Source organism: Bradyrhizobium iriomotense, assembly GCF_018129405.1.
Taxonomy (GTDB): Bacteria; Pseudomonadota; Alphaproteobacteria; order Rhizobiales; family Xanthobacteraceae; genus Bradyrhizobium; species Bradyrhizobium iriomotense_B.
In genome coordinates, this window is sequence record NZ_JAFCLP010000015.1 from 113233 (window position 1) to 133596 (window position 20364).

The following is a 20364-nucleotide window of genomic DNA, read 5'->3' on the forward strand; positions in this document are numbered from 1 at the left end:
CCATGCTGGAGCTGAAGCAAGTCTGGCCGGAGAAATATGCTCAGCGCTATCGCGAGAAAGGCTATTGGCGCGGAGAAACCATGTTCGGCTTTCTCGCGCAGCGCGCCCGCGAGACCCGCGATCATATTGCCGTCATTGGCGGCGAGCAGCGCTGGACCTATGCGGAGCTGCTTGAGCGGGCCAATGAAAACGCCGCCCGCTTCCTCGCGCTCGGGCTTCGTCCCGGCGAACGGGTTGTGGTGCAATTGCCCAATATACCGGAATTCCTGTCCGTCGTTTTCGGACTTTTTCGCGCCAATCTCATTCCGGTTTTTGCGCTTCCTGCCCATCGCGTCACCGAGATCTCGCATTTCGTGGAGAAGGCGCAGGCGAGCGCTTACGTGATCGCGGCCGGGGATGGAGGCTTCGACTACCGGGTCCTCGCCCGCGAGGTGCGGGCGCGGACTGTCGGCCTTGGCCATGTCGTGGTGATTGGCCAAGCGGAAGAATTTCGTGCGCTTGACGATATACCTCGCAGCGAGCAGGCGCTTCCACCGCTTCCTTCGCCGGCCGCAGTCGCTCTTCTGCAGATATCGGGCGGCAGCACGGGCCTGCCGAAGCTCATCCCGCGCACGCATGACGACTATATCTACAGCTTCCGTGCCAGCGCCGATATCTGCGGCCTGGGCAAAGACAGCATCTTCATGGCGGCCTTGCCGGTCGCCCATAATTTTCCGATGAGTTCGCCGGGCGTTTTCGGTGCTCTCTATGCCGGTAGCCGTATCGTCATGTGCCCGTCTCCCGCTGCGGAGACGGCCTTCGCTCTGATCGAACAGGAGCGTGTGACGATGACCGGCGTCGTCCCTCCGCTGGCGCTGTTATGGATGCAAGCAGCCTCGACGTCCAAGTATGACATCTCAAGTCTCGAAGTCCTGCTCGTCGGCGGCGCGAAATTCATTCCCGAGGCGGCTTCCCGCGTCCGGGCCGCGCTCGGCTGCACTCTGCAGCAGGTCTTCGGCATGGCCGAGGGGCTGGTGAATTATACGCGACTCGACGATCCCGACGACATCATCGTCAACACGCAGGGCAGGCCGATCAGCCCCGACGACGAGGTGCTGATCGTCGACGATCACGGCAATCCGGTTGCCGCCGGCGAGCCTGGTCAGTTGCTCACACGCGGACCCTATACCATTCGGAGCTACCACAACGACGATGCCGCGAACGCGCGTGCCTTCACGCAGGACGGTTATTATTGCACGGGCGACATCGTTTCGCGCACGGAGGAAGGCTATCTCGTGGTGCAGGGACGAGCGGGAGACCATATCAACCGTGCAGGTGAGAAGGTTTCCGCCGAAGAGATCGAGGATCATCTTTTGGCTCATCCCGGCGTCTTCGATGCGGCGGTGGTTTCGATCCCGGATCCCTATCTCGGCGAACGAAGTTGCGCTTTCATCATTGCGAAAGGGGAGCAGCCAAGAGTGGTGGCGCTCAAGGCGTTCGTGCGCGGCCGTGGTCTCGCCGAGTTCAAGGTGCCCGACCAGATCATCTTCGTCGATGCCTTTCAGACGACGGCGGTCGGCAAAGTCAGCCGCAAGGTGCTGCGTCAGCAGCTTCGCGAGCAATTTATCAACACCGTAGCGACGGAGGCCTAAGATGAGGCTGCCGAAAATAGCGAGCTACGAGCTTCCTTTCGTCGCACAGATTCCACTCGCACGCGCCAAATGGGCTTTCGATCCCAACCGTGCCGCGTTGCTGATCCATGACATGCAAAACTACTTCGTCACTGCTTTCGAACCGGACGCTTCGCCGATTACTCCGGTCATTGCCAACATCGTTCGCCTGAAAACTGCGGCGGTGATGGCGGGAATGCCGGTCTTCTATACGGCGCAGAACGGTAACCAGGATCGCCGCGACCGGGGACTCCAAGCCGATCTTTGGGGACCGGGGATGACCACCATGCCGGAACATCAGCCCATCATCGATCTGCTGCGTCCGGCGGCGGACGATATCGTTCTCGTCAAGCATCGCTATAGCGCCTTTCAGAAGAGCAATCTTGCTGATCTGATGCGGGTGCGCGGCCGCGACCAAATCGTCATCAGCGGGATCTACGCGCATATCGGTTGCCTGATGACGGCAGGCGAGGCATTCCAGCGAGACATCCAGCCGTTCTTCGTCGCTGATGCGACGGCCGACTTTTCGCGTGAGCAACACGATATGGCCTTGAGCTATGTCGCCGCGACTTGTGGAATTCCCTTGTCGGCCGAGGCGCTCATCTGCGCGATGAAAGGGAGGGCGAACGCATGACGAAGCCGCTCAGCCTCGACCTCATGCGCGAAGACGTCGCCGGCATGATCCATATCGACTCCGCGGAGATCGGTGACGATGACAATCTGATTGACCTCGGACTCGACTCGATGCGTGCCATGAACCTGGTGCTGCTCTGGCAGGAACGGGGCGTGGATCTCGACTTCTCCCAAATGGCCACGTGTCCGACGCTCGCCGGCTGGTGGCAGCTCGTCAAACGGCGCATGAACGAGATCGTGGAGGCACGATCATGACGGCAGAGAGCGTGAGGGTCGCCCCTGATCGGCCCGTGCGCGAGCTTGCCTTGACGCAGGCGCAATCCGGTATCTGGTTCGCACAGAGCATCGACCCGACCAATCCCGTCTTCAATACCGGGCATTATGTCGAAATCGATGGAAAGCTCGATGTGGCGGCATTCGAGACCGCGGTTCGGCAGCTAGCGATGGAGGCCGATGGCCTGTCCGTTCGCATCACCGGCAAGGGTGCGCAGATCGTCGAGGAGCGCAATCGACCGCTGCTCGAAGTGGAAGATATGGCACTTCGCAGCGATCCGATGGGTTGTGCCCTGACGGCCATGCGAGCGGATATGAACGGTCCTCTCGACCTGGCAAACGGGCCGCTTGCGCGGCAGATGCTCTTTCGTCTCGGCGCAGAACGTTACGTCTGGTATCAGCGCATGCATCATGTGGTGACGGACGGGTTCGCGACAGGTCTCGTCACGCAGCGTATTGCGGAGATCTATAACGCTGCCGTCGCCGGCGGACCGAAAGGCGCAGAACTGACCGCTCTCAATGTCGCCGTTGACGAAGAGAAGGCGTATCGAGGATCGGAACGGTCCAGGCGGGATGCGGGCTATTGGCACGAAGCCTTGCGCGATATGCCGGAGGTGGCGGGTCTGAAGGCGGGGCTGGCGCGCTCCGCGTCATCCTATGACCACGTCGAAAGAATGCTCGCACCAGATATTTGCGACAGCCTGCTGCGCCTTGCTCGCACGACCCAAATTTCCTGGGCAGATGTTCTGACGGCGCTGGCCGGGGCCTATTTCGCCCGTCATGTCAGGCGCAATGAAGTCACGATCGGCGTGCCGTTCATGGGGCGTTTCGGTTCGCCGGCGGCTCGTGTTCCGACGATGCTGATGAACATATTGCCGCTGCGTCTCGACGTCGACGAGGAGGGAGAGCTTGTCCATTGGCTCGCGAAGGCGGCCGGCCGAATGGCGCGAGATCGCCGCCATGGGCGCCATCGCAGCGAACAGATGCGTCGCGACCTCGGACTCCTTGGCGGCCAACGGCGGCTCTACGGTCCTCTCGTCAACATTCTGCCCTTCGATGCACTCCCAAGGCTTGCTGGCCTGGAAACAAGGCTTACCACTCTGGGAACCGGGCCGGTTGACGACATCACCTTCACCTTTCGCGGCGATCCGGCTGCCTGGTGTCTCAGCCTTGAAGTCGATACCAATCCCATTCTCTGCGAAGCGGGGGAGACCGAGAGCCACGCCAACCGCCTTGCGAATTTCGTCGGCGCGGCCGTCGAGGCGGCCCTTGCGGGCCGGTCGCTGCGCGAGGTTGCAACGGTCACAGATGAGGAGCGTTGCTGGCTGCTCGGGCGTCTGAACGATACCGCACATCCGGTCACAGGCAGGACGCTGTCGCAGCTGCTGGAAGACAGCTTCGTTTCTTTTGCCGACAGGCAGGCGCTACGCTTCGGTGGCCGCTCTCTCACGTATGCCGAACTTGATCGCCGTACGGCGGCGTTGGCGGAGGCGCTTGTCGAGCGCGGCGCCGGACGGAATGCGATCGTGGCCGTGTCGCTGCCGCGGTCACTCGATCTTGTCGTGGCGCTGATTGCGATCCTGCGCGCAGGTGCGGCCTATATGCCGCTCGATCTCGGCCATCCGCGGGAGCGGCTGGACAGGATCCTGGCGTCGTCGCGCCCGATTCTCGTCCTTGGTGCTGAGGACAGCGAACCGCTCGGTACAATCGAGATGTTTTCGCCGCCTGCCTGGCCGACCGTGCCGCAGGGTCGCGCTCTTGGGCAGACAACCGGTGAGAGTGCGGCCTATGTGATCTATACGTCTGGCTCCACCGGCGAGCCGAAGGGCGTCGTGGTCGAGCATGCGGCGATCATCAACCGGCTCGAATGGATGCGGCAGCATTACGGCTTCAGCTGTGACGATGTCATCCTGCAAAAGACCCCGATGACCTTCGACGTTTCCGTTTGGGAATTCTTCCTTGCCTTCCTTTCTGGCGGAATCCTCGTGATTGCTCCGCCTGACGCGCACAAGGACCCGAAGGCGATAGCGCAGATCATCCGCGACGAGAGGATCACGACGATCCATTTCGTGCCCTCGATGTTGTCGGCCTTTCTAGCGGAGCCCGGTTCGCGCGGTATCGCGATGAAACGGGTCTTCTGCAGCGGCGAGGAGCTCACGGCCGATCTGCGCGATCGCTTTCATGAGCGGATGGCAGCGGAGCTCCACAATCTCTATGGTCCGACCGAAGCTGCGGTCGACGTCAGCTATTGGCCGGCCGTCGTAGGCGATTCCTCGCGCCCGGTCCCGATCGGCTACCCGGTCTGGAACACACGTCTTTACGTGCTTGATGACCATCTGCGACCTGTGCCGGTCGGTGTCGAGGGGCATCTCTACCTTGCCGGAGTTCAACTGGCGCGCGGATATCTTGGCCAGAAGGAGCTGACCGCGAAACGCTTTGTCGCCGATCCCTTTCATCCCGGACAGCGGATGTACTGTACCGGCGATCTCGCGCGTATTCGTGCGGATGGCGCGATCCTCTATCTCGGACGTTCCGATCATCAGATCAAACTACGCGGCCTGCGCATCGAACTCGGCGAGATCGAAGCGGCGATCCTGTCTCATCCGGTGGTGACACAGGCGGTGGTTGTCCTGCGGGAGGATCAGGCGGGAGAAAAGCGCATCGTTGCCTATGCGACCCTGGAAGGCGGTGAGGCGGACAAGGGAGCCGAGGATGACATTCTCGCCCACGCCAAACGCTTTCTGCCGGACTACATGATGCCCTCGGCGGTCGTCGTGCTCCAGGCGCTACCGGTGAGCACCAGCGGTAAGCTCGATCGCAGGCTGCTGCCGGCACCTGTCTTCGCCGGCGGCCGCGGCCACGCGCCTGCCACGGACAATGAAAAGCTCGTTGCGATGCTGTTCGAGCGGCTCTTGGAGGCTGAGGGGCCGTTCCAGGTCGATGATGATTTCTTCGATCTCGGCGGGCATTCGCTCCTGGCGGTGGAACTGATGCTGCACCTGCGCGAAACGACCGGTCATGAACCAGGCATCGGTATCCTGTTCGAGCATTCCACCATCGGCAGGCTGGCGAAATATCTGGATCAAGGGCTAGCGAGCGAAGGCGCGGGACTGCAGCCGTTGGTCAAGCTCAACGCGGCTGACCGGGGCAGGGCACCGGTGTTCATGCTCCACCCGGCCGGCGGGCTTTGCTGGTGCTACAATGGACTGGCCCGAGCGCTCGGTGTCGACAGGCCCGCCTGGGGCGTTCAGGCTCTGGCGCTCGATCCTGATGAGCAAGCGCCGGGAAGCCTTGATGATATGGCACGCGACTATGCGCGCCGCATCGCGTTCATCGCAGACCGACAGATGATTCACCTCGTCGGCTGGTCGATCGGCGGTATCCTTGCGCAGGCGATCGCGGTGCATTTGATAGAGATGGGGCAGAAGGTCGGCGTTGTTGCCATGCTGGACGCTTATCCCTGCGATTGCTGGCGCGATGAGCCAGATCCGGGGGCGGGTGCCGAATTGAAGGCACTGCTTGCGATCGGCGGCCACGATCCCGACGGACTGCCGGAACTGCCGCTGACGCGCGAGGCGGTCATGACTTTTCTTGCCGAGAGCGAAAGTCCGCTCGGTCGGCTGCCCGCGGCGGCGCTCGATGGCATGGTCCGGGTGGTGGCTCTCAACAATCGCCTGGTGCGTGGGCATCGCCATAGCCGCTACGATGGTCCGGTGTTGCACTTTCGGGCGGCCGGGGATCAAGCCAGAGACCGGACAGGCCTTCGGCCGGAAAGCTGGAGGCCCTACATCGGTTCACTCGATATCCGGGATGTCCCTCTGGTTCACGCACACATGACGGGCGCCGAAGCCGTGCTCCATGTCGCGCCGATGTTGAATACCGCGCTTCTCGAGCACGAGATGGGAAGAGCAAAGGGAGATGAGCCGTGAGCGAGTTCGAGGGCAAGACGGTGTTCTTGACTGGCGCAGCCGGTGGAATTGGGCTTGCGGTGGTCAAGGCGTTGTTGCGGGAGGGCGCGACAGTCTTTGCCACCGATCATTCGGCGGGCACGCTGGTCGAGCTTGCCTGCGACAATCTCTTCGCTCGTTCGCTCGACGTGACCAATGGCGCCGACGTGGAGCGCGTTATCGGAGAGATGGACGCGCAATGCGGTGGCATCGACTTCGGCGTCAATGTCGCTGGCGTGCTTGCCACGACCGCGGTCGTGGAAACGAGCGACGCAGAATGGGAGCGAGTCTTTGCTGTCAACGTGGCCGGGGTGTTCCATGTCTCCCGAGCGCTTGCCCGCCGTATGGCGCCGCGTCGCAAAGGCAGTATCGTCACGGTAAGCTCCAATGCCGCGGGCATTCCGCGCAAGAATATGGCGGCTTATGCAGCCTCGAAAGCGGCTGCGACCATGTTCACCCGTTGCCTCGGCCTGGAACTGGCCGAGTATGGCATTCGCTGCAATATCGTGGCTCCCGGATCGACGCTGACGCCGATGCAGACGGGCATGTGGAGCGACGAGCGCGGTGGTGAGCGGGTGATTGAGGGCTCCCTTGAGAATTTCAAGACCGGCATTCCGCTTCGCAAGCTTGCGACCCCTGAGGATATCGCCAATTCGATCCTGTTCCTGCTATCGGAGAAGGCAGGGCACATCACGATGGCCGATATCTATGTCGACGGAGGCGCAACGCTGCATGCATGAGAAAGCCGTGAGAGAGACCCCAGGGAGCGCGCCAACGCGCAATGACCTGGCGGGCATGTCGGTCCCTGAATCGCTGGTCATGCCGGGTTGCTCAAGATTTGCGTTGCGCTCGTCAGAAACGGGGCTCCGTTACGAGATCTTCGTCTATGTCCCGGAAATCGAGCCACCCGTCGGCGGCTTTCCGGTTATCTATGTGCTGGACGGCAATTCGGATTTCATCACCGTCGCTGAGACCGTGCGGCGTGTCTCTCGGCGTCCAAAGGCGACCGGCATCGTTCCGGCGATTGTCGTCGGCATCGGCTATCCCAATACGAATGGATACAATACCAACCGCCGCCATCTGGATTTCACGCGCGGGCCCGCGGATGCGAGCGTATTTCCGGACAAGGCGATAGATGGCTGCGGCGGCCAGGCCGCCTATATCCGCTTCCTTGGAAATCAGTTGCTGCCGCATGTCCAGTCGCGGCTCAACGTTGATCCCGACCGTCGCATTCTTCTGGGACACTCTCTCGCCGGCTATTTCGTGCTGGACCTGTTGTCGCAGCAGCCGGACATGTTCAACGGCTATATCAGCTTCAGCCCCTCGGTCTGGTGGGACAGAACAGGCCTGTCGCGGGCGTTGGCGTCAGCGAACGCCATCACGCGGCCAATCCGCCTCTTTACGGCGGTCGGCCGCTGGGAGCAGGAACTTGCGCCATGGCAGGCGATGGAGAACTTCGGCAACCAGTATCATGATATCCGCAAAGCTCGCCGCATGATCGACAATGCGCGCGAAATTTCAGGTGAGGTCAGTGCGGCGTTCGGCGCGCAGGCGCATGTGCGGTTTGAACTCGGCGAGAACGACGATCATGCGACCATCGTCACAGCAATGCTTTGTCATGCCCTCCGTTTCGCCGGAACCGCTTTTGCTCCGTGAGAACGGATATTTGCAAGGTTGGCGTCCGCAGCGATGCGCTTGAACGGGCAGCTGACGCCCTCGAGGATGTGCTGTCCGCCCGGCGACAGCGGAACGACATGTTCGTCGGTCCGGTGCAAGCCGCTTTTGCCGCAGTAGAGGCAGAAGCGTCTCGGAATCGTTGCCCCACCCCGGTCAAGGAGGCGGCGCCATGTGTCCATGGGGCACGATTGTTTCTGGACGTTGTGCTCTTGTGCGCAATCATCATGAGCAAGTTTAGAAGTCATTTAATCTGAGCGTTCGATCGTAGCCCCCTGCCGAGCGGTGAGTCTAAGTTGTACCCGTGCCTCATGTTTGAGGTTCGCCATCGCAGGCCTGAGATGCGGTGGTTTTGAGAACGGGAGAATTGTGACGGGACCGATGGCCACCGAAGGAGTGGATCTGAATGAGCGGCTGATAATGATGTCGGGCGGGTTCGTCCTGGCAGCTGGAATCAACCGCTTCGATCAGCCCAAGCGGGTCAATACGGCCCTGCCTGCGGGTATCAAGACCGTGGTGCTCTTGAGCGGCCGTTTGCAGATCAGCGTCGGCGGTGGCCGCGGGCGCGAGGTCTGCGGGCCGACCGTGCTGCTGATCCGCAGCTCGGCGGATGCCGAGCGAGACCAGGTCTTCGCGGCCAATGCGCCGATCCGCTACCTGATCGTGCAGATGAACGAGAGCATGCTCGGCGCCGAGATGGCGGATGCGCTCGACCGGTCGTTTGCCGCGATCGGAGGCGCAAGCCATCGCGGTGCGCAGCTTGCTTCCTGTCCGGCCAGCCGCGCGCTGCAGGTGCTGGTGTCGCAGATCACGAACTGTCCGATCCGTGGACCCGAGCGCGAGCTCTATCTTTGCGGTAAGGCGATGCAGCTCGTGGCGCTCGCGATCTCCTCTTGCACCACCCAGGCGGGCGATGCCGACAGCCGGCTCGCGGCGCGCGATGTCGAGCGCATCCGCAAGGCGCGCGATCTGCTGGTGGCGTCCATGCGCGAGCCGCCAAGCCTCGACGCGCTGGCGCAGCAGGTCGGCCTCAATGTGAGGAAGCTTTCGTCCGGCTTCCGCCAGGTCTATGGCGCGAGCGTGTTCGGCTTCCTTCAGGAATATCGGCTGGAGCAGGCCTACAAGCTGATCTCGACCGGCGAAATGAGCGTGTCGGGAGCGGCCTTCCACGTCGGCTATGGCGCCGCCCATTTCGCCACCATCTTCCGCAAGCGCTTCGGCGTCTCGCCGAGCAGCATGCGTTGACGGCAGGACTAGGCACATCCTGTCCCAGTTTTTAGGTCTCCTAACTTTGAGCGAAAGCGAGAGTCCGGCGAACGAAAGTCCGCCCCTAGGTCCAGTTGTTCCATCGTGCAACACCGGATGCAGCGCGGCGCGGGGGGCCGCGGCGAATTCTTGGACTGGTTCTTGGACGATGGGGATGATGACAGTTTCTCGCGGAAAGTGGATGCTTTATGCCTCGGCGCTGGTTGTCGCGGGCCAGTGGCCTGGTGTCATCCATGTCGCTCATGCGCAATCGACAAATGGGGCAAGCCTCCCGCCGGTCGTGGTCGAGAGCCCTGTACCGCGGGCTCCGCGCCGTCCGGTGCGCGCCACGACCGTCGCGCCGCGCACAGCCGCCACGAGCCAGCCGAAGCCGGTCGCAGCATCGGTTGCACCGAAGGAAACGGCGCGCGGGCCGGTACGAGGTATCGTCGCTCATCGCACTGGCACCGGTTCGAAGACCGACAGCTCGATCATGGAGACGCCGCAGTCGATCACGGTGGTGACGCGGGAGCAAATGACCACGCAAGGCGTCCGCTCGGTCGCCGAGGCCCTGCGCTACGAGCCAGGTGTCGTCGCGGAGAGCCGCGTCGGCGACCGCTTCGACAACGTGTTCATCCGCGGCTTCGGCGGCTTCGGCGCCAATGCCAACTATCTGCACTTCTGGGACGGCCTGCGCCTTCCGCGCGGCGTGTCCTATGCGATGCCCTCGGTCGATCCGTATCTCCTGGAGCGGGTCGAGATCCTGCGCGGGCCGGCCTCGGTGCTCTACGGCCAGAACAATCTCGGCGGCATGGTCAATTTGATCAGCAAGAGCCCGTCGGCGACGCCGCAAGGCGAGGTGTTCACCCGCTTCGGCGATCACAACCGCATCGAAGGTGGCTTCGATGTCAGCGGTCCCATCACCGAGGATGGGCAGTTGCTCTATCGGCTGATCGGGCTCGGCCGCAAGGCCGACACCGACGTCAATTACACCACCACCGAGCGCGAGTTCATCGCGCCGATGGTCACGTGGCGTCCGACGGCCGATACCACCTTCACCGTGCGCGCCGTGCACGACCGAGATCCCTCGACCTACCAGCCCAACTGGCTGCCGGCCCTTGGCACGCTCCAGATCAACCCGAACGGACAGATCCCGCGCAACTTCTTCGCGGGCCATCCGGACTACAACAGCTACAGCCGGACGCAGGACTCCATTGCCTACGAGTTCGAGCATCATTTCGACGCGATGTGGACGGTCCGCCAGAATTTCCGCTACATGAACCTGTCGAGCGACTTCAAGGCGCTCTCGGTGACCGGCTTCGGCGCGGGCTCGACTTGCGGTGCGGGCACCACGGCCAATGTGTGCATCGGCCGCTCGAGCACGCACTACATCGAGAATCTTCAGGCTGCGACCATCGACAATCAGGCCGAGGCGAAGTTCGCCACCGGCTGGCTCCAGCATACCGTGCTGGCTGGCGTCGATTTCCAGAAGAGTTCGTCGGATGCGACCTTCGGCAACGGCGCCACCACCTATGTCAACTATCTCAATCCGAACTATGGCACGATCGCCGCGCCGGCTTTGACGACGCAGACGCTCCAGGAGCGTGAGCAGACCGGCGTCTATCTCCAAGACCAGATCCGGCTCGGCAAGCTCGCCGCCGTGATCGGCGTCCGCAACGATTGGGCCAATGCGACCTCGGACACGCGCACGATCGCGACCGGCGTCTACACCAACCGCAGCCATCCGTCCGATTCCGCGACGACCTGGCGCACCGGCCTGACCTATCTGTTCGACAACGGCTTCGCGCCTTATGCCAGCTATGCGACCTCGTTCGAGCCGACCATCGGCACGGACTACACCGGCGCGGCGTTCGTGCCGACCACCGGCCAGCAATATGAGGTCGGCGTGAAGTACCAGCCGAATGGCTTCAACGGCTTCTTCATGCTTTCGCTCTATGACATCACGCAGAACAACGTGCTGACCATGGATACGGCGCATCTCTACGCCAACTATCCGGCCTGCACCCAGTCCGGCGCCAACTGCCAGATCCAGCAGGGCCAGGTGAGCTCCAAGGGCATCGAGTTCAGCGCCAAGCTGACGCCGATTCCCGGCCTCGACATCATCGCGGCCGCCGCCCACAACGACATCGAGATCACTAAGAGCACGCAGGTGGTCAGCGGCATCTCGATCCAGGGCAAGGTGCCGGTCGGCGCGCCCGCCAACACGGCGTCGCTGTGGGCCGACTACACCATCCAGAGCGGCCAGATGACGGGCTTCGGCTTCGGCGGCGGCGTCCGCTATGTCGGCGAATCCTTCGGCGACAACATCAACTCCATGGCGATGATCGTGCCGGCCTATATCCTCGCCGACGCCATGCTGCACTACGACCTCAACGGCCTGTCGCCGCAGTTGAAGGGCTGGAAGCTAGCGTTGAACGTCACCAACCTCCTCGACAAGACCTATGTGTCGGCCTGTGCCTCCGCGACCCAATGTTTCTATGGCAATGGCCGCTCGACCATGGGAACGATCCGATACCAGTGGTAGGGAACAACGACAGGCCGATCGTCAACGCCATGCTGCCCGGTGCTTCGGTGCGCGACATGCGCTCGACCGGCGGGCACGACTATCGGATTTTCGTCTGGCAGCCGGAGCCGCGGCCGCGCGGATCGCTGCCAGTGCTCTATTTGCTGGACGGAAATGGCATGTTTCCGATCGCGGTCGCCGCGCTCGCGCTCCAGTCGCGTCGCGCCGAGCGCACCGGCGTGACGCCGTCCGTCATCGTCGGCATCGGTTATCCGACCGTGCACTGGCTTGATGCGAAGCGGCGCACCTACGACTACACGCCGCCGGTCGCGACCGATCGTCTGGCGCAGCGGCCAGGCAACCGCGCATGGGACGCGACTGGGGGCGCGGATGCGTTCCTCGATTTCATCCAGCGCGAGCTGGCGCCGGCCATATCGGACGAGTTCACCATCGATCCCGACCGCACCGCGTTGTTCGGCCACTCCTTTGGCGGTTTGCTTGGGCTCTACGCCCTCTTGACCCGGCCGGCGCTGGTCCGTAGCTACGTCGCGGCCAGTCCGTCGATCTGGTTCGCGCCCGATGCGCTCACGGGGCGGCTGAAGACCTTTGCGGCGCCTGGCCTGGCGCGTCGCCGCGTGCTCGTCACAGTCGGCAGCTTGGAGCAGGGCGGGATGTCGTCGGGTGACGCCGATGCCGACGATTATGGATCATGGATGAGGCGCAACCGCATGGTCGATAATGCCCGCGAATTTGCCGGCGCGCTCACGCGGACCGCGGACGCGTCGCTCGACGTCTCGTTTCGGATGTTTGGGGAGGAAAACCATGCCTCTGTCGTTCCATCCGCCATCAGCCTTGCGCTCCGATTTGCGCTGCCGCCGAAGTGAGATCATGCGCCGTTTTGTGACCATCGCTCTTGCTGTACTCGCAACTGCGCACCTCGCATTCTCGCCGCAGCTGGCTACGGCGGCGGACGAGCCGATCGTCGTCACCGATATCACCGGACGGACGGTCACTCTTCCGCGTCCGGCAAAGCGCGTGCTGCTCGCGGAGGGCCGTCAGCTCATCGCACTCTCGCTGCTCGATCCGAAGCCGGTCGATTTTATGGCGGCGTGGCTCGGCGATTTCCGCCGCAACGACAGCGAGAGCTACGCGCAATACCGCCAGAAATTCCCGGAGATCGACCATGTCCCGGTGCTCGGTATCGGCAGCGACGGCACGTTCCCCGTCGAGCGCGCCATCGAGATCAAGCCCGACGTCGCCGTGCTCGGCGTCAGCTTTGCGCCCGGCGGGCGGGCCAACGACGTGGCGCGGCAGCTCGAAGCTGCCGGCATTCCGGTCGTGTTCACCGACTTCTTCGTCGCGCCATTCGAGCATACGGTGGCGAGCGTGCGCGTTCTTGGCCGGGTGATCGGGCGGGACGCGCGGGCCAACGAATTTGCCGAATTCTACGAACAGCACATGAGGCGCATCGCGGAGCATGTTGCGCACTCCGCCGGGCCGCGTCCACGCGTGCTGCTCGAGACGCATGCCGGAGCCACCGATTGCTGCTACGCGCCGGGTGCCGGCAATATCGGTAGGTTCGTTGCGTTTGCCGGTGGCGACAGTATCTCGGCCTCGGTCGCGCCCGGGCCGACGGCGCAGCTCAGCCTCGAATATGTCATTTCGGCCAATCCCGACGTCTATATCGGCACGGGCGGTGCGCACCTGAGAGCATCGGGTGGGCTCGTCATCGGTCCCGGCTTCGACGCCGCAACCGTTCGCGACCGGCTTGCCGCGGTGGTGGCGCGGCCGGGCTTCGCCGGGCTCAACGCCGTGCGCAACGGCCGCGTTTACGGCCTGTTCCACAACATCATCGCGACGCCGCTCAACGTCGTCGCGGCCGAAGCACTGGCGCGCTGGATCAACCCGCAAACTGCACGCGATATCGATCCGGATGCGACGATTGCGGAGCTCAATGCTCGCTTCCTCGCGGTGCCGTTGCAAGGTGTGTACTGGATCGATCAGAAATGAGTGCCATTTCGCCGAATCTCGACTTGGGTCGGGGGGATACATCGCCCGACCTGCAGGCGAAAACGGCTGCCGCGTATCGCGCGCTGATGCGGCGGCGGCTCGCCTGGCTTGCGCTATTGGCGCTGGTTGCGCTCGCGGCTTTCGTTGCCGATCTCGGCACCGGCCCGTCGCGGCTCGGGCTTGCCGGTGCGCTCGGTGGCATCTTTCGGCCGGACTCGCTGGCCGCGTCGGAGGCCGCGATCCTCTGGGAGGTTCGCCTGCCGCAGGCTGTCCTGGCGGTCCTGGTCGGGCTGGCGCTCGCGACCGCGGGCGCCGAGATGCAAACGATCCTCGATAATCCGCTCGCAAGTCCCTTCACCCTCGGTGTGTCGTCGGCGGCCTCATTCGGCGCGGCGCTGGCGATCGTGCTCGGTATCGGCATTCCCGGCGTGCCGCGGGCCTGGCTGATCTCGGCCAACGCCTTCATGTTCGCGACGATCGTCGTCCTGGTGTTGCAAGCGGTGGTGCGCTGGCGCGGCTCGGGTACGGACATCCTTGTGCTCTGCGGCATTGCGCTGTTCTTCACCTTCAACGCGCTGGTCGCGCTGACGCAGTTTCTGGCGAGCCAGCAAGCGCTTCAGCAACTCGTATTCTGGACCATGGGCAGCCTGTCGCGCGCGAGCTGGGACAAGCTGGGGGTGCTCGCCGTCGCGCTCCTCGCCACCTTGCCGTTCGCCTGGCGCGCAGCCTGGCCAATGATGGCGCTGCGGCTCGGCGAAGACCGCGCGCGCAGCCTTGGCATCAATATCATGTGGCTGCGCCTGATGGCGCTGTTGCGCGTCAGCCTGATGACCTCGACTGCGATCGCCTTCGTCGGCACGATCGGCTTCGTCGGGCTTGCGGGCCCGCACATCGCACGGCTCGCGATCGGTGAAGATCACCGGCTTCTGTTGCCCGCAAGCGCCTTGACCGGGGCAGCCATCATGTCGCTGGCATCGGTCGCGTCCAAGACGATCATTCCGGGCGTGCTGCTTCCGATTGGGGTCGTCACCGCGATGGTGGGGCTCCCCGTGTTCTTCTCGCTGATCTTCAGTCGGCGCCGGACGGTCTGACAATGGCCGGCCTCGACATCGAAAATGTGCGGGCAGGTTATCGCGGGCGCGAGGTGCTGACGGGCCTGTCGCTGCCGCCGATCGAGCAGGGGTGTATCACTGCGATGGTCGGGCCGAACGGCGCAGGCAAGACCACGCTTCTGCGTGTGCTCGCGGGGCTGTTGCCGGCCACCGGCAGCGTGCGGCTGGATGGATCAAACCTGCTGGATACTCCGACCGCCGAGCGGGCGCGCAACGTCGCCTTCATGCCGCAGTTCGTGCCGCAGCGGCTATCGCTGACGGTCGTCGAGGCCGTCATCGCGGCCCTGCGCGCCTCGCCGATGGATACGGAGAGGACAAGTGTCGATGCGCAGCAGCGCGCGCTCGAAGCGCTGGATCGCCTGAAAATCCTCGATCTTGCGCTTCAGCCGTTCGACACGCTTTCCGGCGGTCAGCGTCAGTTGGCCAGCCTCGCGCAGGCGCTGGTGCGGCAGCCACGGCTGCTGCTGTTGGACGAGCCGACCAGCGCGCTGGATCTACGCTATCAGCAACAGGTAATCGGCAATGTGCGTCAGGAGGCGCGCAAGGGCACGATCGTGATCATGGTGCTGCACGATCTCCAGGCCGCGGCATCATGGGCCGATACGGTGACGGTCTTGAGCGGGGGGCGGCTGTTCGCGCATGGCCACCCACGGGATGTTATCACGACGCCGACACTGAGGCAGGTCTATGGCATCGACGCCGTCGTCGAGCAGACTGCGCGTGGCGGCGTTCACATTCAAGTCGAATAATGTAGCTGTGGGTTGTTTGCCTGGCATTGCTGTGAAGGTGAGTGGTCGTCGTGGCCCCGCGGCGCGATTGCATGAAGTGATCCGATTTCATCATGTCCCTCACGCTCTATTGAGGCGTTTCCTTAACGATGCTCACGTTGCGGCGCGTGTAGCTTACTCGTCGGGACGTTGGATCAACGCTGACTTCATTGCTCAGGCTGTTTGCCAGTTCCGATTGAATGTGGGTCGTTCTTAGCGTTCTCTTGGTGTGTTCGGGGCGCAATGTGAATGGAGGCGGGAATGGCTCCAGCGGAAAAGCACCAATTTTCAGAGGAACCGAGTGGACGCCGCCGTGCGTGTGCACTCGGGCTTTGGTGTGCATCATGTGTGCACTGAGAGTTCAGGTCTGCCATTTAGGCTTCCAAATAAGGGGTTTCATTCTGGAAAGGGGCAAAATATATCAAGACTCACCGCTGGATTTCCCAATCGGTCAAATCCCTTACCGGGTCCAAAGGCGCAAAAATAGATCACCGAAATGAATGACTTAGGCCGAAAATTCTCCACGGCCCCCATGATGGATTGGACCGATCGCACGCGAGCGAATCAAAAAGTCCTTGCGGCACAAGGACTTTCTCAAAATTCAAAAATGAGCAGATGTGCGATGTAGTATTTTCGTCGTACCTAGCTCGCAAGCTGACGACATTCCTTAAGAGCGGCAGCGCGCCGGGCGTCGAGGTAATCGGCCAAGTCCTGAAGGTGGACGCCCTTGGCACACTTTTGACTCGCCTCCATGCGGACGAGCGGGATCATGATTTCGCCTGCGCCAACCTTCCGAATGAACTTCGCCGGATCGAGATGCGAGAAGTAGTCGCGGCACAGTTCTTCCACCGGGATAATGGCTTTGCCACCGTACTGCGCCATAAGCAGAAAAGCGGTGTTGAGGGTCGGGGAGTGGGTAGCTGCTTTGCTCATGAGATGGATGCTAATTCGGCGCAGCGGCGACTCAAGCTGTTCTGGTCTCCCTTACGACGCACTCGCGAGCGGCGTACCCGCGCCTTCGTTAATTGCCGACGCATTAGGCCGCGCCGGAGCGCAGGGCCGCCGCCAGGCACTACCTAATGCCACGCTCCTTCACGTTATCAGCTTTCCAAGTAGTGCCGATGCCATTTGATCTGGCTTTCACTGACCTGATAGCGCCCGTCCATCATTGCAGCCTTATCGCGGTCAGCACCCACGATTACACGACCCAACTCCTGAATGCGGTCGAAGCACTCAAGGATCTCATTTGAGCGTTCCAGTATGCCCTCGCTGGATATGGGTTCGCCTTTGTACGTGTACATATGTTCGACCTCATCCAACAACCTTTTGTAGTCCGTAAGGATCGGCCTCATGAACATCAACGCGACATCCTCGACTTCGGGAGGAACGTCTTTATCGCCAAACAAAAGCTTGGCGAGTTGAAGCGCTGATTCCCACGCCCCGCTTTCCCTCCCCTGCACCAATCGCTCCTTCATCAATTCGACGAAGCTCGCCTTGCCATACTGGAACGGCGCGTGGGGCCAGCCGTTCTGGATGTAAAAATCATACATGCCGTGCGGAAACAGCGAACGGATAGTCTTGTCGGTCGCGATTTTATTTATCTCCACCGGACGAGCCGCAGCCAGCTTGTTGCTCAGATAAGCGAACATGATCTCGGCGATCTGGCGAACTGAATAAACGCCCTGAGATGCCTCACCCAACAGCGCAGAGATCATAGTTAGTTCAGCCTTGGTGGCGAACTTTTCCAGCCATTCCGTTGAGGCCCGTCGCAGACGCACGTCAATGGGATGCGGAGGTTGCGTCAGCTTTCGAGCGTTTTCGAGCGCCACCCTGTAGCGGTGTATCCAGTACTTCGTGCGGCTTGGCGGCTCCAGGAACACGTCGCCATAAGCCACCTCCAGCTCCCGCGCGAGCCATTCCTCCTGCTGACGCTTGAACACGCCGATGCGAGCGTCGTGCAACATCCCACCGAGGTCCTTCAAGACCGGGTGGGTCCGCGCCCTGACGCCGAACATCTCCTCCAGCTTTGTCTTCTCTGCGTCTCCTTCAACGATGTAAGGAGCCTGGTCTACCCAGAAGATGATGGGTGCAGGATCTCCAATGCGGAACAAGCGCTGCCGGTATGTATCAGGCACAAGCCCGGTCAGGTCGTAGCCTTCTGCATTTTCGAAATGCAGAAAAGAGCTAATATTGAAATCAGCATCCATCTCGGGCAGATACATTGAGTTGCCCGCCAGGAAGACGGGCACGCCGATTGAATCGACTGATGAAAGTCGAATAGCAGCACACACGGCTAGAGCTTCGGGTATCACAGATTGATGCCTGTGCGCTTGTAGACTCGCTCTACACACTCATAAATGAGTCCGTAGTGCTGGCTGATGTTTATCGGCAGGAGTCGATAGGTCTCAACGACCTTGGTCAGTTCTTTCAAGGCCTCCATCACGTGGGGTGTTCTCGCGTACTCTTCTGGGATGACGACACCCAGCAGATTTTCCTTTTTAAGCGGGATATCCTGCTCTACCTGAAGTTCAATTACCGCACCCCGATCATCGCAATCGGTGGTCGAGCCTTCCTTGTACAGTTTTGAAACCGCCAGCACCTTGGCATGGCTCATGTCGAGCAAATGCTCTTCCTTGAGCTTCCTCTGGTCATTGGCATCTCGGTCCACGTACCGGCGCGGCGTCTCGAAATAAAGGGAAATGAGCCGACCGATCTGGTCCTGATCGGTGCCGACGTTGAAATCATCCAATTTGAAGGCGGTGAGATAGTCCGGCATCCTTCCCCGTTCGAAGGCGCCCGTATCGAACGGATGTATTCGCTTCAGCGGCGGTGGGGTGCTGAAGCGCATCACGAACACAGATGGCAGTTGCCACGACTCCGGGTTCAGCGCGTCCTTGCCCTTATAGGCAGCGCGGCCGACAAACAGGTAACACAGCTTCTCGCCTTTGAAGACGTTGCACTTCACAGCGAGAAGCTTCTCTTCCTCCAAGATCGGAATCAGGTGGCTCGAAGCCGTACTGTGAATCCAGGGAGGGCTCTTCGGAACAGCCAGGTTGCTGTTCGTTAGAAAGTCATGGAGGTTTACTTCTCTCGGTTTGACGACCATCGGCCAGTCCATAAGCTGCGGCAAATCACCGTGCTGCCAATCTATCAAAATCGGTTGAGACAAGTAGCTTCACAACCCGCTATCCCCACTACTCAACCGAAATGTCGGGCTATCCCGTGGGCGATTAGCACCACCGTGCCGAGAGGCACGAGTACGCCGGCCAGGACGGCCAACAGCATGAGGACAAACCCCCGGTCCCGGCCAAAGGCTCGAACAACGGTCTCGGACTGAGATAGGATTCCACCCATCCCTACCGTGAATCTTGCCAGGGTCGGTTCATGCTTTTGCGTGGCTTTAGCCATGCCCGTCTCCGAAAGTGAGCCTCCGGGATATTCCCGGCCCGTACCGTACGACCATTCCCCGGCCGTCAACCGCTAACAACGCACCACGACTAGCCCCATCGAGTTTGCAGTTTGGAAAAACCTCTTTGACGCTTCATCCAACACCAATGGTTATTTCATCAAATCGCAACGCACCAGCCGCGTAGGGCTCCGGAAAGCGCCTTTTATTCTCGTTATTTCAACGGGTTATGCGCGCTCCAGGAGTGCTTAGAGCAAGCTAGCAAACCTGCTGTCCAAATTTTGGAAAAGTCGTCCGAAACTACGGATTCGTCGGGTGGGGCTGATCGGCCGGAGCGTCAAACGCCCAGCCATCCGCAACGCGCGATGACGTGTCCCGGCCCGTGCTGGATGATGTCCGCAGGATGCCCGGCCCGGTTCGTGGAACGATGGATCGTGTCCGTCTGATCTGTGCAGCACGACCACGGCCATCGGACAGTACGGCGTCGGCGATCCCATCGTTGATCCGTTGCAGGCCGGGGCAGGCGAGCACGGCCGTTACCCGTCTCAGGAGCGCTCATAGACCATGCCGTTCATTCCAGGCCGCAACGGTTAGGCCAACAAACATAGAGCGTATCGTTACCGGGGCGGCTTCAACAACTCTGGCAGCCGGGAGATTGCCTTTGCAATCCGCCTTGCCTCATCGCGGGAGAGAAATTGGTGGGCATACTGGTAGCCGGTGCGGTGCAGGTCTTCGCGGTGCGGGACGCCGCAGATGAAAAAGCCGCTGGCATCCTTCACTTCGAACCCGTCTTTCCGCTCTTCCATCGCCCATGGCGCTGGGAAGCGCCTCACCACTTCCTTCCGCCCAGCACCCGCTTCTTGGTCTCAGGCGGGTTAGCCTTCTTCATCTCGTCGCGCTGAGCGACGAGCTGATCCACCTTCGCTTGCATGCGAGCCAGAAGAGCTTCGGCCGAGGCTGTTCCTATCCCGGCTCGTTGAAGTTGGAGGATTTCCTTACGCTGCCGGCCAATCTGCGCGCGCATACGATCGATCTCGGAGCGGACATATTCGAGTGTGGGCATGACCAAACCTATCGATCGCTCAAATAGAACAAAATAAGAACACAAGTCAAGACTAACGGTT

General features: G+C 61.7%; 17 protein-coding genes. 12 read left to right on the plus strand and 5 right to left on the minus strand.

Annotated features, from left to right (window positions below; all coding sequences use genetic code 11):
• The first annotated feature begins 2 nt into the window (after window positions 1–2).
• The 12 genes from JQ592_RS26675 to JQ592_RS26730 all read left to right on the plus strand — a co-directional run bounded on the left by JQ592_RS26675 (window position 3) and on the right by JQ592_RS26730 (window position 15816).
• On the plus strand, window positions 3–1631 hold the full coding sequence (locus JQ592_RS26675; protein ID WP_211405750.1) for a (2,3-dihydroxybenzoyl)adenylate synthase: 1629 nt from the start codon (window positions 3–5) through the stop codon (window positions 1629–1631).
• A gap of 1 nt (window position 1632) precedes the next feature.
• The gene (locus tag JQ592_RS26680; protein WP_211405751.1) at window positions 1633–2283 is read left to right on the plus strand and encodes an isochorismatase family protein; all 651 of its coding nucleotides are present in this window, start codon (window positions 1633–1635) and stop codon (window positions 2281–2283) included.
• The gene (locus JQ592_RS26685; protein WP_211405752.1) at window positions 2280–2537 is read left to right on the plus strand and encodes a phosphopantetheine-binding protein; all 258 of its coding nucleotides are present in this window, start codon (window positions 2280–2282) and stop codon (window positions 2535–2537) included. Before JQ592_RS26680 ends, JQ592_RS26685 begins: the two co-directional genes overlap by 4 nt.
• Complete coding sequence (locus tag JQ592_RS26690; protein ID WP_211405753.1) at window positions 2534–6484, plus strand: non-ribosomal peptide synthetase; 3951 nt, start codon at window positions 2534–2536, stop codon at window positions 6482–6484. The genes JQ592_RS26685 and JQ592_RS26690 overlap by 4 nt, the downstream gene beginning before the upstream one ends.
• Complete coding sequence (locus JQ592_RS26695; protein ID WP_211405754.1) at window positions 6481–7242, plus strand: 2,3-dihydro-2,3-dihydroxybenzoate dehydrogenase; 762 nt, start codon at window positions 6481–6483, stop codon at window positions 7240–7242. Before JQ592_RS26690 ends, JQ592_RS26695 begins: the two co-directional genes overlap by 4 nt.
• Entirely contained in the window at window positions 7235–8158 is a 924-nt protein-coding gene (locus JQ592_RS26700) for an alpha/beta hydrolase (protein ID WP_211405755.1), read from the plus strand. The genes JQ592_RS26695 and JQ592_RS26700 overlap by 8 nt, the downstream gene beginning before the upstream one ends.
• Before the next feature lie 399 nt (window positions 8159–8557).
• On the plus strand, window positions 8558–9421 hold the full coding sequence (locus tag JQ592_RS26705) for a helix-turn-helix transcriptional regulator (protein ID WP_211405756.1): 864 nt from the start codon (window positions 8558–8560) through the stop codon (window positions 9419–9421).
• Window positions 9422–9599: 178 nt separating this feature from the next.
• The gene (locus tag JQ592_RS26710; protein ID WP_246820680.1) at window positions 9600–11966 is read left to right on the plus strand and encodes a TonB-dependent siderophore receptor; all 2367 of its coding nucleotides are present in this window, start codon (window positions 9600–9602) and stop codon (window positions 11964–11966) included.
• Entirely contained in the window at window positions 11960–12829 is an 870-nt protein-coding gene (locus JQ592_RS26715; protein ID WP_211405758.1) for an alpha/beta hydrolase, read from the plus strand. The genes JQ592_RS26710 and JQ592_RS26715 overlap by 7 nt, the downstream gene beginning before the upstream one ends.
• A 4-nt stretch (window positions 12830–12833) precedes the next feature.
• Window positions 12834–13955 (plus strand): ABC transporter substrate-binding protein, encoded by a 1122-nt coding sequence (locus tag JQ592_RS26720; protein ID WP_211405759.1) that lies wholly within the window; start codon window positions 12834–12836, stop codon window positions 13953–13955.
• Complete coding sequence (locus tag JQ592_RS26725) at window positions 13952–15046, plus strand: FecCD family ABC transporter permease (RefSeq protein WP_211405760.1); 1095 nt, start codon at window positions 13952–13954, stop codon at window positions 15044–15046. The genes JQ592_RS26720 and JQ592_RS26725 overlap by 4 nt, the downstream gene beginning before the upstream one ends.
• 2 nt (window positions 15047–15048) lie before the next feature.
• Entirely contained in the window at window positions 15049–15816 is a 768-nt protein-coding gene (locus JQ592_RS26730; RefSeq protein WP_211405761.1) for an ABC transporter ATP-binding protein, read from the plus strand.
• A 660-nt stretch (window positions 15817–16476) separates the two neighbouring features.
• On the opposite strand, the gene JQ592_RS26735 is transcribed toward JQ592_RS26730, so the two are convergent.
• The 5 genes from JQ592_RS26735 to JQ592_RS26755 all read right to left on the minus strand — a co-directional run bounded on the left by JQ592_RS26735 (window position 16477) and on the right by JQ592_RS26755 (window position 20303).
• The gene (locus tag JQ592_RS26735) at window positions 16477–16767 is read right to left on the minus strand and encodes a pyocin activator PrtN family protein (RefSeq protein WP_211405762.1); all 291 of its coding nucleotides are present in this window, start codon (window positions 16765–16767) and stop codon (window positions 16477–16479) included.
• Window positions 16768–16934: 167 nt separating this feature from the next.
• Window positions 16935–18083: a hypothetical protein gene (locus JQ592_RS26740; RefSeq protein WP_211405763.1), complete on the minus strand. Its 1149-nt coding sequence runs from the start codon at window positions 18081–18083 to the stop codon at window positions 16935–16937.
• A 59-nt stretch (window positions 18084–18142) separates the two neighbouring features.
• Window positions 18143–19003, minus strand: a complete 861-nt coding sequence (locus JQ592_RS26745) for a hypothetical protein (RefSeq protein WP_211405764.1) — start codon at window positions 19001–19003, stop codon at window positions 18143–18145.
• An 854-nt stretch (window positions 19004–19857) separates the two neighbouring features.
• Window positions 19858–20046 carry a hypothetical protein gene (locus JQ592_RS26750; protein ID WP_211405765.1) on the minus strand — a complete coding sequence of 63 codons (189 nt, stop codon included), beginning with the start codon at window positions 20044–20046 and terminating at the stop codon, window positions 19858–19860.
• A 23-nt stretch (window positions 20047–20069) separates the two neighbouring features.
• Window positions 20070–20303, minus strand: coding sequence for a hypothetical protein (locus JQ592_RS26755; RefSeq protein WP_211405766.1), 234 nt, complete (start codon window positions 20301–20303; stop codon window positions 20070–20072).
• Window positions 20304–20364 lie beyond the last annotated feature (61 nt).